Annotated in this window: 11 protein-coding genes; 4 read left to right on the top strand and 7 right to left on the bottom strand. The window is 29.1% G+C overall.

The annotated features are described in order from the left end of the window. The first annotated feature begins 236 nt into the window (after positions 1-236). Positions 237-848, top strand: a complete 612-nt coding sequence (locus BM335_RS02755; RefSeq protein WP_090222884.1) for a DEAD/DEAH box helicase — start codon at positions 237-239, stop codon at positions 846-848. A gap of 25 nt (positions 849-873) precedes the next feature. Here BM335_RS02755 and BM335_RS02750 read toward each other — a convergent pair whose 3' ends face one another. From BM335_RS02750 to BM335_RS02735, 4 genes are all read right to left on the bottom strand, one after another. Continuing rightward, complete coding sequence (locus BM335_RS02750; protein ID WP_090222881.1) at positions 874-2,376, bottom strand: hypothetical protein; 1,503 nt, start codon at positions 2,374-2,376, stop codon at positions 874-876. An 80-nt stretch (positions 2,377-2,456) separates the two neighbouring features. Beyond that, the gene (locus BM335_RS02745; protein ID WP_090222878.1) at positions 2,457-4,685 is read right to left on the bottom strand and encodes a caspase family protein; all 2,229 of its coding nucleotides are present in this window, start codon (positions 4,683-4,685) and stop codon (positions 2,457-2,459) included. 5 nt (positions 4,686-4,690) lie between these two features. Then, positions 4,691-5,257, bottom strand: coding sequence for a hypothetical protein (locus BM335_RS02740; RefSeq protein WP_090222872.1), 567 nt, complete (start codon positions 5,255-5,257; stop codon positions 4,691-4,693). 45 nt (positions 5,258-5,302) lie between these two features. Continuing rightward, positions 5,303-7,291, bottom strand: a complete 1,989-nt coding sequence (locus tag BM335_RS02735; RefSeq protein ID WP_090222869.1) for a tetratricopeptide repeat protein — start codon at positions 7,289-7,291, stop codon at positions 5,303-5,305. Between the two features lie 108 nt (positions 7,292-7,399). Between BM335_RS02735 and BM335_RS02730 the strand changes: the two genes are divergently transcribed. Both BM335_RS02730 and BM335_RS02725 read left to right on the top strand, forming a co-directional pair. Continuing rightward, positions 7,400-7,606 (top strand): hypothetical protein, encoded by a 207-nt coding sequence (locus BM335_RS02730; RefSeq protein WP_090222867.1) that lies wholly within the window; start codon positions 7,400-7,402, stop codon positions 7,604-7,606. 141 nt (positions 7,607-7,747) lie between these two features. Continuing rightward, positions 7,748-8,473, top strand: a complete 726-nt coding sequence (locus BM335_RS02725; RefSeq protein WP_090222865.1) for a class I SAM-dependent methyltransferase — start codon at positions 7,748-7,750, stop codon at positions 8,471-8,473. A 43-nt stretch (positions 8,474-8,516) separates the two neighbouring features. On the opposite strand, the gene BM335_RS02720 is transcribed toward BM335_RS02725, so the two are convergent. Then, positions 8,517-11,012 (bottom strand): ABC transporter permease, encoded by a 2,496-nt coding sequence (locus tag BM335_RS02720; protein WP_090223241.1) that lies wholly within the window; start codon positions 11,010-11,012, stop codon positions 8,517-8,519. Positions 11,013-11,044: 32 nt separating this feature from the next. After that, entirely contained in the window at positions 11,045-11,734 is a 690-nt protein-coding gene (locus tag BM335_RS02715) for an ABC transporter ATP-binding protein (RefSeq protein ID WP_090222863.1), read from the bottom strand. Between the two features lie 67 nt (positions 11,735-11,801). Here BM335_RS02715 and BM335_RS02710 point away from each other — a divergent pair, with 67 nt between their 5' ends. Beyond that, a complete protein-coding gene (locus BM335_RS02710) occupies positions 11,802-12,512 on the top strand; it encodes an arylesterase (protein WP_245780593.1) in 711 nt (236 codons plus the stop codon). A 74-nt stretch (positions 12,513-12,586) separates the two neighbouring features. On the opposite strand, the gene BM335_RS02705 is transcribed toward BM335_RS02710, so the two are convergent. Beyond that, positions 12,587-14,470 (bottom strand): CocE/NonD family hydrolase, encoded by a 1,884-nt coding sequence (locus BM335_RS02705; protein WP_090222858.1) that lies wholly within the window; start codon positions 14,468-14,470, stop codon positions 12,587-12,589. Positions 14,471-14,581: the final 111 nt, after the last annotated feature.

Below are 14,581 nucleotides of genomic sequence, written 5' to 3'. Positions count from 1 at the left end.
TTACACTTCCCTCCTTTCGTCAATCAATATAATAAGTGTTTACTCGCTTCTATTTTATTTTTCAAATAGGTGCTCGTGAATCTGCTAACATTATTGTGAAAATTATAGCTGCAATCTTAATTAATTTTCATTTACTAATCATTCAATTGCTTTTCATACAATAGAAAAATGAACATCTCCCGTTTATTTCATTTGCAGGTAGTATATTTGTCCTAATTATTATAAAAAAGACACCAATGCCTTTTAAAAAATTACATACTAATATAAAAGAGAAGTTAGAAAATCTAGAAATAGCAGCACCTACTCCTTTTCAACGTAAAAGTATTCCTATAATTAAAAGTGGTGCTAATGTTTATTGCATTGCTCCAAAAGATAGCGGAAAAACAACCGCGCTTATACTTACTACTTTGCAAAAATTAAAATGTGAAGCAGTTGGAAATACACCAAGAGCTATAATTCTTGTGGAAAACAAGGAAAAAGCCTTAGAATTATATGCTGATTTTTTAACATATACCCAACATAATTCGTTACGTGTTTATGTGGGCTATGAACAACTTCATATTGATGTGCAAAAATCAGAAATCTTTGAAGGTATAGATATTCTTATTTCTACACCTATAACAATAAATAAGTTGTTTTTAACAAATGGAGTAAGCACCTCACAGTTAAAAATATTTAGTGTTGATGACGCAGAATTTTTAGTTCAAAATACAGCGTATAATGCGCTAATGTCTATAACTCAAAGTATTGATAAATGCCAATTTGTGATCTATGCTGAAAAAATGCATCCAATATTAGAACGCTTTGAATCTTATTTTATGGAATATTCTAAAAAAGTTATAATTTAGGTATAACAATAAATATGCTTTAAATTTATTCCATTCCCTTTTTTATCAAAAGGTCCATAATAAATTGTGTTTCCTTATTGTTTTCTTTTTTTACCTTAAATATTGTAGTTACAGCATTTTTAATATCTTTATTTGGTGAATTAGCTTCAAGAGTTTCAAATTTTCGTTCAATAGTACTTTTAATTAAAGGAATAGTGTCTTCATAACCTATAAAAAGAATACGGTTTAAGGCTATTTTATTAAGTAAAAGATTTACTTCAAATTCGCAACCTTTGTTTTTTTCGGAAAACCCACGCAAGTCCATTAAAACTACACTGGCAGTTTTTATTAAAGTTTCTACAGTCATTTGCCAAGTATTATCGTAACATGATATTGGTGTTTCTTTAAATGTACCATCTAATTTTACTGGCTTGCGTTTTAATCTCTCTAATTCAGAATGCAATGCACTTTCATTTTGAATAAATCCACGTTTCATATTTCTAATACTCCATATTATAAATACAATAGCTCCAATTATCATCAAAAAAATAAAAGGACCAAATGCTCCTGGTGCTGAATTTTCTAGTTGGGTATAAATTGCAAATATAAGTACCATAACAACTGGAAAACTATGCTTAAATTTCTGTTTCCAAAATACTTTATAAAATGATGGATCTGACACTGTGAAATACGAACCAAAATGTTTCCAAAATTTTGCCAAACGTGAAAATGTAAATAATGAAGTCTTTTTAATTAAAAATACCCTTAAAATTAACAGTGTTAAATTTGGTTGATTTTTAGCCTTAGTATTTAAACGATACAGCATAAAAATATGAAATCCTACAGCAATTAATAATTTAATACCTGTAGAAAACTCCATAATACTCATAAATATTCCAGCTGTTAAAGCTATTAATAACAATGCAATGGATATCAAAAATTTCCATTTAGTTTGAAATACAGCAAATATAAATTTCCATAAAGGTGCTATAACATCAAACAAACCATTTTTGTAAGCTGTAAATTGATGTCTAAATCCTATTTGACCCATTGTTGTCCAAATTAAAAAGAAGACGAGATATAAAAAATATGAAAGAGCAAAAGGCATGTCTAGTTCCCATTCAAAAAGAAAATCTTCAAATACAATTACACCAACAATAGTATAGACCAAAATAATAAGTAAATCAGTAATATATTGATGTTTCATCATTTTTTTAGCACGTAAAACTATTGATTCTCGTTGTGCTGATAATGTAGAAATGTTTGTTTCAGAATTGTAATATTCAAAAGTGAGTTTTTGTTTGTTAATTAATTCTGGTGTTGGCATTTCATTAATTGCATTTTTTTCAACTTTAGAAGATTTAGATAGCATCCAACGGTTCATAAAACGAATTAAAATAAATCGAGATATATATGCAATAATAGCTGCAATAACTACAATTCCAACCCTACTAGCTATACTATCAGTTGGATCAATTAAAAATAAAAGAATATGTAATTGAATTTGACAAAATTTAAAAAAAATTTGGAATACAATAAATGAATACATAATACGATAGTTTTAGTTAGTAGTAATTAGTTGAATACCAATATAGTAATAATTGTTCTTATTTGTAAAAAGTAAGAATATTAACTTAAAAAACTGGTATGTAAAAACTTGATAAAATCATCATTAGGATTGTCAGTATCCATTAAACAGGTATAAGCTTTATAAGCATTTGTGTGCATAGATATTTTTTCTCTAATTCCAGACATTTCAGCAGCTTTTGTATAGTATTCTTTTGCTACATCCATGTTATCTAAGTACAAATTAGCTTCAGCAATAGTAGCATATTTCCATAAATTATTTCTGCAGGCATTTGCAGCTTCTAGGGCTTGATTTGCATATTTCAGCATTTCGGTTTCGTTATTTTTAGCAACAATACTTAAAAAAGCAAGGTTAATAGCTTGATAATAAATCTGACTTAAGTTATTATCTTTCAGAGCAACCGTTAAACCTTTCATATAATAATCAATTGCTTGTTGTGCATCTTCTATTTTATGGTTAAGTAAATAAGATCGTTTATATCGTCCACCAATAATTCCAAATAAATCACCATTATCTTTTGCTAATGAATGATTTGTTATAAGTTCTAAAGCTTCGTCTTTTCTATCGGCACCTTCTAAACTAAAGACTAATTGTCTTAAACCATTAATATCAAGTGCATTTGCATTAGGTAGCAATTTTTTAATAACAGCATCATATTTACCTAATGCTATGTTAATTTCTTCGCTATTAGTATATTGATTATAAAATGTATTATTTGTTAATGTGTTTACAATAAGATTATAAGAGTCATTAAACTCATCTTTTGGTTTAACCATAGATGAATGATTTCCTGCAACAATTTCGCAATATTCTTTTGGAAATGATCCAAAACTAGATGCTATATCTACATATTCATCATCTATAGCTGCAGCAACTTTTAATTTAAATGGATACTTGTTTTTAAAAATACTGTCCCATTCATTTCTCAATGAAACTATAAAATCACCCGTACTGCTTAATTCTTTGTATTTGTTATTCCATAATTTAGTGAGTTGTGCAGCTTCTATACCATAGTTTGGTGTTCCTAATAAAATTAAATGAGAAATTTTACTTCTAAGTTCTTCATTTGAATTTATTATTGCTTTTTGAGCAATTAATCCACCCAAACTATGTGCAACAATGGCAATTCTGTCGTATTTATCAAATTTATATCTGAAAGATTTAGCTAAATACTTAGAAATTTTATCAATATCTTTTATCCCACCCCAAATATCTTTACCAAACTCTGGATCTACATTTGGTGAATATCCCATTGGTTTCATGTCCCAGCCATTCATTCTTTCATCTTTCATCAATAATTCAGGAATTATACCAAATGTATCGGCTGCTTCGCCTGAAAAACCATGAACAAAAAGCAGCAAGTTATTAGATGACTCAGTTTCTCGATAGGATGTAACAACTTCTTTTAATTCTTTACTCGATTTATCTTCTGATTTTTCTGAAGTTTGGATTGATAGTTTTTTTCTAATTTCTTTTGGAACATAACTGAGCACAAAATTATCATACAGCTGAAGATTTACGTATGGGTTTTGCGCTTTACCTCCTTGCATTGCTATTTTGGGCACTTCTTCTTGCAAATACGATAAAACTTCATAAATTCTAATAAATGGATCTTTAAATTCCGATTTATTTTTCCCCTGAACGGCATCTATTAAACATTTGGTAAAAATACTATTTTGACCTGTTGGTTGATATGATAATTGATCTTCTCTGCAAGAAGAAATTATTGAAACCCCTCGTTCATTGTCTATCTTTTGACCTAAACCATCTGCAACTTCAGAACTCTTTGCGCTTAAAGTAATTCCCGATTTACTTTTAATTTCTTCTTTTTGATTAAAAAAGCCACCTTTTGTCATTCCTTCCGCATGGCAACAATCTAAAAAGAAAATAAGTCGTTTAGATTTTAACCCATTTAATTTCTCTTTTAATTCAGAAGCACTTACCCAAGAATTTCTAACAGCTTCAGCTGGTGATCCAACTATTCCATATGGTTGAATAAAATATTCACCCAAACCATAACCTCCATGTCCCGTATAATATAAAAAAACAGAAGAGTCTTCATTGGTCATTTGTTGTAGTTTATCGAAAGCATCCAATATATGTTTTCTGGTAGTTTCTTCACCACTTAAAAAAATAATATTGTCTGGATGATACGCTGAAAGGTTTTCATCTACCAACATATCATAAATTCCCTTTGCATCAATTAAAGTATCTAGTTTATCATCTTTAACACCAATTAAAAGCGCATACGCATTGTTTAATCTTTCCATAATATTTACAATTTTAAGTTGTTAAATAATAGTTGAACTTTATTTACCTGCGCTTGACTAATTGTTTTATCGCTTGCATTAGTTAAATCAATTAAAGTTTGAAATAATTTTGCATTTTTAGCAGTTATATTCCCAGATTGTAACAATTCATTTTTAAGCTCAATACTTGATTTGGATAGTGTAGAAATATTATTTTCTTGCGATTTTAAAATAATGCGATGGTTTAAGTTGTCTCTCAGCTGCAACATTTGTTGAAAAGGCGTTTTAGGTATTTCAGGTTGCTCCTCCTCTCCTATTTTAAATGCTGATTTAGCAATTAAATTATTCTCATCTTGTGTTGGTAAAAAATTTTCAATTGCTTTATCTATTTGTTGATCAAATTTTAATGAAATTCCTGTTGCAGTAGCATCAATACCACTTAATTTACGCATTATATCTGAAAAATGTTTTCTGAAAATTATAAATATAATTAGCAACGTAAATGGCCAAATTAGATGTTCAATTAATTTACTAATAAAATCTAAATTTGATGTCACAGCATTTAGTTGTTGTGTAGAATCTTGAATAGCCATTTTAGTTAGTTAGTTAGTTAGTTAGTTAGTTAGTTAGTTAGTTAGTTAGTGCCAAAAAGTTAGAATCTCTTTAAATTTAGGATTATCAAAATATGACACAAAAATTGGATCGTTTAAATAAGATGTTGGGGTGTATAAGTAGCCTTGAGATACTGCTTTTAATAAATGTTTCATTACTAAATCTTCATTTTTAGTAATTGCATAGTATTGTGCCAAAGCGTAATCAATTTTTCCGTATTGATAAGGCATTTGTAGTTGTTTCAATTTTTCAATAACAGCTTCAGATTGTTCTATATTTCCTATTTTATATTCGCAACTTGCAAGTTTAGAAAGTGCGTTTACATTATTTGGTTCTGAATTTAGTTGCTGTTGGTATAATTTTGCTGCTTTATTATAATTTTGTGTATAAAAATATGCTAACGCCAAATTTCCATCTTCATCATTTTCTTTGCAAGAGGCAATTAATTTATTAAAATAAAAATCAGCTTTTTCTTTTAAATTTAATAGCAAATACTCTTTTGCTATGTGTAAATATAAATTTTGAATATCGTTGATAGCACTTGAAATCTCTGCTTTTGACATAAATTCATCAACTTTAATATCATTTTTAGAACGAATATATGCTGTAAGTAATGTTCTTTTTAATCTGGTTTTGTTAACTTTTTCATTTATATTAACCAATAAATCAATGGCGGTATTGTAATTGCCTAATTCAATTTCTGATAAAGCTTTTACATAAATTCTATATTCGCAATAAGCACAATTTTCAACATCCATACCTTTTGTTGAAATTACTTGAAAAATGGTATTGACATCGGCTGGTTTATTTACAAATTGAAGTGCTATTGTCATTTGACTTGAGTTTGACAACAAATCAAAAGGAGTTATTTCATATTCTTTTTGCGAGAAATTATAAACCTTTTTATTATCTCCTTTTAATAAAGCTTCATATAAATTAAGTAAGTTTAATTGCCTTTGGTTGGTGTAGGAAGTTGGTGTAATTTGTTTTAATAGCGAATCTGATTTTTTAAAATCGCCAATATTATAGTAATACGCAACTTTTAAAACTTTTGGTTCAAAATAATTATCATCAATAGCTATTGATTTATTTATGAGTTCTATATATAATTTAGAATTAGATATGTTCTCTTTTGCAGCAATTAAATATTTATACGCCTCAAATTTTGGAGGAGAATTTTCTTGTAAATTTGAAATTTTATTATCTTCAGAAATAAGATATCCTAATATAAGTTGTGTTAGTTTTTCAATACATTCAAGAGGCGTTTCTGAATCGCATTCAACTAATTTAAATGATATTAATTGAATATTTTTTGCGCCATCAGTAATTGAGCCTTGAAACAATAATTTATTTTCTTTTAAATAAAAATTTCCAGAAATTAATTTTCCAGCACTAAAATATTCTTTAATAATTCGCTCATTATCAAGCGGTGTTAAATTGGTTGAAGTGTTTATTAATCCAACATAATCATCTAAAATTTCAGGAGAAACTACTTGACCAACGTTGTTTTCTGTAATTCTGTGCACTATCCAATCGGCAGTCATTTTACTAACTATATCATATTTTTTATCGCCAGTATTATTGCCAAATTTTAACACAGCAATTTTATCACTTATTTCAATATTTTGAGATTTTTTAGTGTTACTAAAATTATTATTAATAATTAAAGCTACTATTGAAAGTGAAACAATACTTGTAATTATTAATACTGTAAAATACATTTTTTGAAAAGGACTATTTTTTAGCGTACGATTTTCTAAGTCACCTTCATCGTTAATAATCATTTGTTTATAATTCAAATGAACTAAATGATATTTCCAAACTAAAAAACCATTAACAGGAAATCCGATTAATGCCAAAATAATAAAAAAAGTAACTGTTTTTTGAGGTAAACCCAATGGTTGCCACGTAACTGCTAATACTTGAAGAAGTACCCAACAAGATACAATGTAAATAGAAAGTTTTTTAAAAACTTCCTTATCATGGCATTCTTCTACAAAGTTTTTCAAATTCATTTTTTTGCTTGCATAATTACGTTTAGCACTCTATATCAATCCCTTATTAGTTGTAGAATTGAAATATTTTTACTAATATAGTAAAATATTAACTAAAAAAAATATCCGATGTCTAAACAAAAAAATGAAAACATAAAGCCTAAAACCGGCATTACTATTGAGCCAAAAACTGGTATTACTATTGAGCCAAAAACTGGTATTACTATTGAACCTAAAACCGGCATCACTATTGAACCTAAAACCGGCATCACTATTGAACCTAAAACTGGTATTACTATTGAGCCTAAAACTGGGACTTCTATTAAACCAGAGTAATTTTCAAATTAAAAACATAATACAAAAGCCCATCAAAATATTTTGATGGGCTTTTGTAAAATTTAAAGTCTCTATATTAGATCACTTTAGGTTTAATCGTATCTTCCTTATTGTACTAACTTTAATTATAAAATAATTTAAATGAGTTTTTATCAGCAAATTGCGCCCTTTTATCACCATATTTTTAAAATTAATGTGAATCAAGTTGATTTTATTAAGTTAAAAATACCTGAACATAATAGTACTGTTTTAGATATTGGTTGTGGAATTGGAACACTTTCATTTGAATTGGCAAATTATTACAAAAATGTATTGGGAATTGATATGGATGCTGAAATGATACGAGCAGCTTCAAAAAAGAAGCTGGATAAATCAAAATCCATTCAATTTCAACAAGTAAGCATGCTTGATTTAGAGGCTTTTTTAGATGAAAATTCTGCGGATGGTATTATTTGTTTTGGAAATACATTAGTTCATTTAAATTCGTTAGATGAAATTGCAAATTTTTTAAAACAATCAAAAGGTTTATTAAAAACAAACGGCAAATTATTATTGCAAATAGTTAATTATGATAGAATTATTGAAAAAAACATAAAACAATTACCACTTATAGAAAATGATGAAATCATATTTGAACGAAATTATTCTTATCGTAAGTCAGTTAATAAAATTGATTTTAATACGCGATTAACAGTGAAAGCTACCCAACAAATAATTGAAAACAGCATTGAATTATTACCATTGTTAAAAAACGAACTAACACTTTTATTGAATAATGCAGGTTTTAACCATTGTAACTATTATGGAAATTTTAATATGGAATCATTTTCAATTGATAGTCCAGCGTTAATTATACAAGCTTGGTAAATAATTTGCATACTTGAAGCTTGTTTAATTTTAACTCAGAAAACTACCCTTCTTTCCTTAAAACTTCTAGCGGCGGACTTTTTAAAACACTGCTGATATTACTTAAACCGATTACTAAAACCAATAAAGTAATACCTGGTAAAAAAACTAAAAATGGAATAAGAGATGGTATAAAAGGCTCTTTAAATAAAAATACAGCCAATAACTGACTACTAAGTAGTGACAGTAAAATACCTACTAAACTACCTAACATTCCTAAATAAATATATTCTAGCGCAGTAATTTGCAAAATTTGTTTGCGCTTTGCTCCTAAAGTTCTTAACAACACACTTTCTTTAATCCGTTGGTGTTTGCTATTTCTAACTGAACCAATTAAAACAATAATTCCTGTAAGAATACTAAAGAAAGCCATAAAATTAATAATCCAAGATATTTTAGATAAAATATCTTCAATTACAGTATAAACTTGTCTTAAATCTAACACAGATATATTTGGAAATTTCTTGACTAAATCTTGTTGTAAAGCTGCTGAACTAGATTCATTGGGTACATGAGTAGTTAATACGTTAAATTGAGGTGCATTTTCTAAAACACCCGTTGGAAATACTATAGAAAAATTTAATTGCATGCGTCCCCAATCTACTTTTCGAATGCTTCCTATAACGGTTTTCATTAAAACTCCTTGTACATTAAAAATTAAGGAATCACCAATCTCTAAATCTGCATCTTTAGCAATGTTGTCTGATATTGAAATTAAAATTGGTTCGCCATGCTCTATTTTTCGAGTCCATATTCCTGCAACTAATTCTTCTGAATCTAATATTGAATCACGATACGTTACCCTAAACTCATGATTTAAAATCCATTGATTCATTGTTGAAGTAGTATCTTTTCTAATATCGTTCACCAATTCATTTTTAATTTGATGCAATCGCATAGTAACTATAGGAATATTATCAATAATCTCAAATCCTTTAGAAAGTACGGTGTTAATAACAGCTTCTTTTTGTGCGTTTTGCACATCTAATAAAATAATATTTGCATTGTCTGAACTATTTTCAATTGCTGTTTTTGCTAACAAAATATCTTTAGTAAAATACAAAGTGCTAATTAAAAAAGTACCTAAACCAATGGCTAAAATTAATACCATTGTTTGATTGTTTGGTCTAAATAAATTTAATAAACTCTGACGCTTTGTAAAACCCCAATTATTAGGAAAATACTTTTTTATAAGATTCATAAAAAAACTCGAAATTCCGGCCATAATTGCAAAAACAATTAAAATCCCCACTGTAAATGCCAGTCCAAATAAAGCATCTTTTAACAACCAAAATGAAAATAAAAAGATAAAAAGTATAATTGCTGCCAAGGTTAAAAGTCTGGCTTTTCGTGGTTTTACTAAGTTTTCATCTGTTCCTCTTAAAACTTCTAACGGAGAAACATACCAAGTACCTAGCAACGGTAATAAAGCGAATAAAACGGACATTAAAATACCTAAACTCACTCCCATAATTAAAGGTTGAACTGTAATAGATATTTGCACATCAAAAGGTAAAAATTCTTGTAAAAAATAAGGAAAAGCATATTGTAATACAATTCCGATACCAGCGCCCAAAATTCCTCCAATAAAACCAATACAAATAACTTGTGTTAAGTAAATTAAGAAAGTTTGTTTTCTGGTAGCTCCTATACATTTTAAAACAGCAACATTCTTTAATTTTTCTTTAATATAAATATGAACAGAACTTGCAATTCCTACACAACCCAATAAAAGAGCGATGAATGCTGCTAAATTTAAAAACCTACTAACGTTATCATACCTTCTACCTAAGCGCTCACTTGTACTGGTATGTGTATCTAAATCTGCATTTTCATCATCTAAAATAGGATCTATAGTTTTATCCAAAAGCTCCAAATCCATAGTTGGTGGTGCTACAAAAAAGTATTGATATTCTTTTCTACTTCCTAATTGTAACAATTCTGTATCATCAATAAACCGAAAAGGAATAAGTACTGGCGGTGCTACAGAAGTAAAAACTGCTGTGCTTCCAGGAATAGATTTTAAGGCACCATTTATAGGAAAAGTGAGTTTTCCTAATTTAATAGAATCTCCCGGTTTTAAATTAAATTGAAGCATTAGAGTTGCATCAACTAAGGCGCCACCTAAATCTTGATATTGTTTTGCAGCATTTATTGGCTCAGTTTCTAAAGTACCGTAAAAAGGGAAATCACCTTCAATGGCGCGTACTTTTACTAATTTTGTTCCTTCATTTTTTGGAAATGCCGCCATAGAAACAAAATTCACTTCTGAAGCCGCAACATTTAATGAATCTATTATAGCTTGAACTTTTTTATTTGGAAGTTGCCTACTATCAATTATAAAATCAGCACCCATTAAGGCTTTACTCTGATTTTTTATATTTTGTTTTAAATTTTCACTAAACATTTGAATGGAAACAACTGCCGCAATACCCAAAATAATAGATGCCATAAAAAGCATTAATCTGGAAAGGCTCGCTTTTCCATCGCGCCAAGCCATTTTAAATAGCCATAAAACAGAAGCTTTGTTCATTAAACTACAATTGTTTTTTTGTTAGACATAATTTTTCCTCCTTTTAACCGTAAAATTTGTTGTGTTCTATTAGCTAAATCTAAATCGTGCGTAATAATAACTAAAGTAGTACCTGCTTCTTTATTTAGTTCAAACAATAATTGAATCACTTTTTCGCCAGTTTCTTCATCTAAATTTCCAGTAGGTTCATCTGCAAATAAAATAGAAGGTTTGTTTGAAAAAGCTCTAGCTAAAGCTACACGTTGCTGCTCACCACCTGATAATTGGGATGGATAATGGTCAAAACGATCTGACAATCCTACTTTTTGTAATAATTCCATACCAATTTTAGCTGCATTTTTTTCGCCCTGCAACTCTAACGGTACAATTATATTTTCTAATGCAGTAAGTGTAGGTAATAATTGAAAGTTTTGAAATATAAAACCTACTTCTTTATTGCGTAATTGAGCGCGCTCATCTTCATCTAAATTTTCTAAATTTCTACCGCATAACTCTATTGTTCCGTTACTTGGATAATCTAAACCGGCACATAACCCTAGCAAGGTTGTTTTTCCACTACCCGAAGGACCAACTATTGAAAAAACACTTCCTTTTTCAACCTCAAAAGAAATATGAGATAATACTGTTAATTTTTTTAAACCACTAGTGTATATTTTCTCTAGTTCGTGAATCTTTAATATCTTTGTCATAGTACTTATCAATTATAAATGTTGCCAAAAAATGCTGAAATTGAAAAATAATCAATTGATTTTAAATATGAAGAATAATACAATGAAGATTTTCCTAAAGTTTTGTTATTTTTTACTTTTGATAATTGTATTCTCTTGTAAATCAGATAATAATAAAAATCAGGATACAACTGAAAAAACTTCTGTTGAAACTGAAACCACTGAAGAAAAAAGCAGTGCTACAAAAACAATTTTAGTTTTTGGCGATAGTTTAACTGCTGGTTATGGTTTAGAGGATGTAAATGATGCTTTTCCTTCAATTCTTCAGACAAAAATAGATTCACTTTCATTAAATTATACAGTTATAAATTCTGGTGTTAGTGGAGAAACAACTTCAGGAGGAAAAAGTAGAATCGATTGGGTACTAAATCAAAAAGTAGATATTTTTATTTTAGAATTAGGTGCTAATGATGGATTGCGTGGAGTTCCTTTAACAGAAACAAGGAAAAATTTACAAGCGATTATAGATGCTGTGTTAGCAAAAAATGCTGCAACTAAAATTATTTTAGCTGGAATGCAATTACCACCAAATATGGGCCAAGATTATACTACCGAGTTTAAAACCATTTTTCCTGAACTAGCCGAGAAAAACAATCTTTATTTAATTCCTTTTTTATTAAAAGATGTTGGTGGCGTTCCTGAATTAAATCAAGCAGATGGTATTCATCCAACCGTTGATGGGCATAAAATATTGGCAACAAATGTTTGGGCAGTTTTAGCACCAATAATTAATTTATAAAAATTTTAATAGTATAAAATTTAAAAGCCTCATTTATAACTAAATGAGGCTTTTAAATAAAAAATAATTCTGTTTTATTTTATCATTGGCAACTCAATTCTAGATTGGTATTTTAAACTATGGTGAATTTTGTTGTGTGCAATAACGCCTTCTTTTTCGTCATAATTGTTGCCTCCTGTATTTAAATTTCTTGCAAAACGAGGAAAATTACTACTAGAAACTTCAATTCTAATTTTATGTCCTTTTTTAAAGAAATTACTTGTGCTCATGGGTGTTAATTTTACTTCATAAACAGTTCCTTTTTCCATAAATACTTCTTTATCATAACCTTCTCTGTAACGCACTCTTTGAATGGTTTCGTCTAAATTATAAGCGCTTCCGTCAGGATAAACATCAATTAATTTAATTGTAAAATCGGTATCTTTTGCATCCGAAGAAACATAAAGTGTAGTATTTATAAAACCAGAAACTTCAACACCTTCTTTTAAAGGATCTGTTGAGTACACTAAAATATCTTCTCTCATTTCCATCTCTTGTTGGTCAAAAGAACCTCCTTTAATTGCATTACCAGTGCAACAAACATTTCCACCGTAAGAATCTACTGGTTTTAAAGGATCGTATGTGAAAGAATCAGCTTTGTTATTTCTAGCTTTTTTTAAAGTCAATTTTCCATCTCCGTTTAAAGTATTTGCTTTTCCATTGCTATCTAAGTAAAAAGTTGTCATTTTAGCTGCTTGTGGCGGCCAAGTTTCAGAAGATTTCCATTCGTTTAAACCCATTAAATAGTATTGAACTCTTGGAGTTTTTTCTTTAAAATCGTTCTTTTCACCTTTCAACCAAAAATCAAACCAAGCAGTAATTTGCTCGTCATAATTTAAACGTGCATCACCAACACTTCGCTCTCCAACAATTGTATTTTCTGTTGCTCTAGTGTATGAACAATGTAGCGTTGGAGCAATTACTAAATATTGATTGTCTCTAATTTCAGGATCTGAATGATTGTTTCTAACGTGATTAAACAATGCTAAATTTGGACTTATAGAAACGTCGTACCAAGAAGCAAACCAAAAACTTGGAACGCTAATCTCTTTATCATCATGGTATAAACCTCCTTTAAACCAATCGGCATCATTGGGTTTTCTGCGTACCATTTTGTCGAAGACTTCTTTTTTACCATGTATATTTTTTAATATATCTTGAATTGGCAAATGTTTTAACGCAACAGCCATATCTACTGTTGGATTCTCAGGTGCTAAATCATAAAATCTTGAAATTCTAATTAAATCTTCTTGTGTTGCTCCTGCAGGAATTCGAGGTTTAAATTTATCATGTTCAACACCGTATAACCAAGAGAAAAACAATAATTGTTCAACACCTCCTCTATACCAGTTTCCTTGCTCAAAATATTCTCCTACTCTACCAACACCTGCACCAAAACCTTGAGGTACCATTGCAGCATGAGATGGATGATCTAAAGCTGCTACTGCCATTTGCCATTCTGCAGTTGAAGAACATCCAAGTGTTCCAATTTTACCATTTGACCAACTTTGGTCTTTCATCCAGCTAAAAGCGTCATAACCATCGGTTAGTGGAACTCCTAAAATATCCCATTCTCCTTCTGAAAAATAGCGTCCGCGTTCATTTTGAACAACATAAGCATATCCTTTTAAAACAAAATTATAAGCTGTTTCTAAAACTCTTGTTCGTTCTTCTCCATCAACCCATGAATTAAAATTATAAGGTGTTCTAGAAAATATAATCGGAACAGGTTTATCTGTTTTTGGTCTGTAAATATCTGTAGCCAAACGAACTCCATCTCGCATAGGCATCATAACTTTTTGATCTACTATTGCAATTTCATTCAGCTTCTCATGAATGTCGGTTTGCGCTTTTATTTGGAATGATGTAAAAAATGTAATTCCAATAAACAGCAAATTTGTTATACAACTTTTTTTCATTTGTTAAGTATTTTTACAGTTGATTTTAAGATTTTAAATATACCAAAAAAATTGACTTATAAATTAATGCTAATATTTGATTGAAAAACATTAATTTCTCAATCAATAATT

Origin of the sequence: Lutibacter maritimus, assembly GCF_900116115.1 — a bacterium.
Lineage (GTDB): Bacteria > Bacteroidota > Bacteroidia > Flavobacteriales > Flavobacteriaceae > Lutibacter > Lutibacter maritimus.
Note: the sequence above shows the minus strand (reverse complement) of the source record. Positions and strands in the feature narration are given on the sequence as shown.

Coding starts and splice junctions, on each gene's coding strand:
- BM335_RS02715 (WP_090222863.1), bottom strand. CDS start 11,734: ATGACAAAGATATTAAAGATTCACGAACTAGAGAAAATATACACTAGT.
- BM335_RS02725 (WP_090222865.1), top strand. CDS start 7,748: ATGAGTTTTTATCAGCAAATTGCGCCCTTTTATCACCATATTTTTAAA.
- BM335_RS02745 (WP_090222878.1), bottom strand. CDS start 4,685: ATGGAAAGATTAAACAATGCGTATGCGCTTTTAATTGGTGTTAAAGAT.
- BM335_RS02730 (WP_090222867.1), top strand. CDS start 7,400: ATGTCTAAACAAAAAAATGAAAACATAAAGCCTAAAACCGGCATTACT.
- BM335_RS02735 (WP_090222869.1), bottom strand. CDS start 7,291: ATGAATTTGAAAAACTTTGTAGAAGAATGCCATGATAAGGAAGTTTTT.
- BM335_RS02720 (WP_090223241.1), bottom strand. CDS start 11,012: ATGGCTTGGCGCGATGGAAAAGCGAGCCTTTCCAGATTAATGCTTTTT.
- BM335_RS02705 (WP_090222858.1), bottom strand. CDS start 14,470: ATGAAAAAAAGTTGTATAACAAATTTGCTGTTTATTGGAATTACATTT.
- BM335_RS02740 (WP_090222872.1), bottom strand. CDS start 5,257: ATGGCTATTCAAGATTCTACACAACAACTAAATGCTGTGACATCAAAT.
- BM335_RS02710 (WP_245780593.1), top strand. CDS start 11,802: ATGAAGAATAATACAATGAAGATTTTCCTAAAGTTTTGTTATTTTTTA.
- BM335_RS02755 (WP_090222884.1), top strand. CDS start 237: ATGCCTTTTAAAAAATTACATACTAATATAAAAGAGAAGTTAGAAAAT.
- BM335_RS02750 (WP_090222881.1), bottom strand. CDS start 2,376: ATGTATTCATTTATTGTATTCCAAATTTTTTTTAAATTTTGTCAAATT.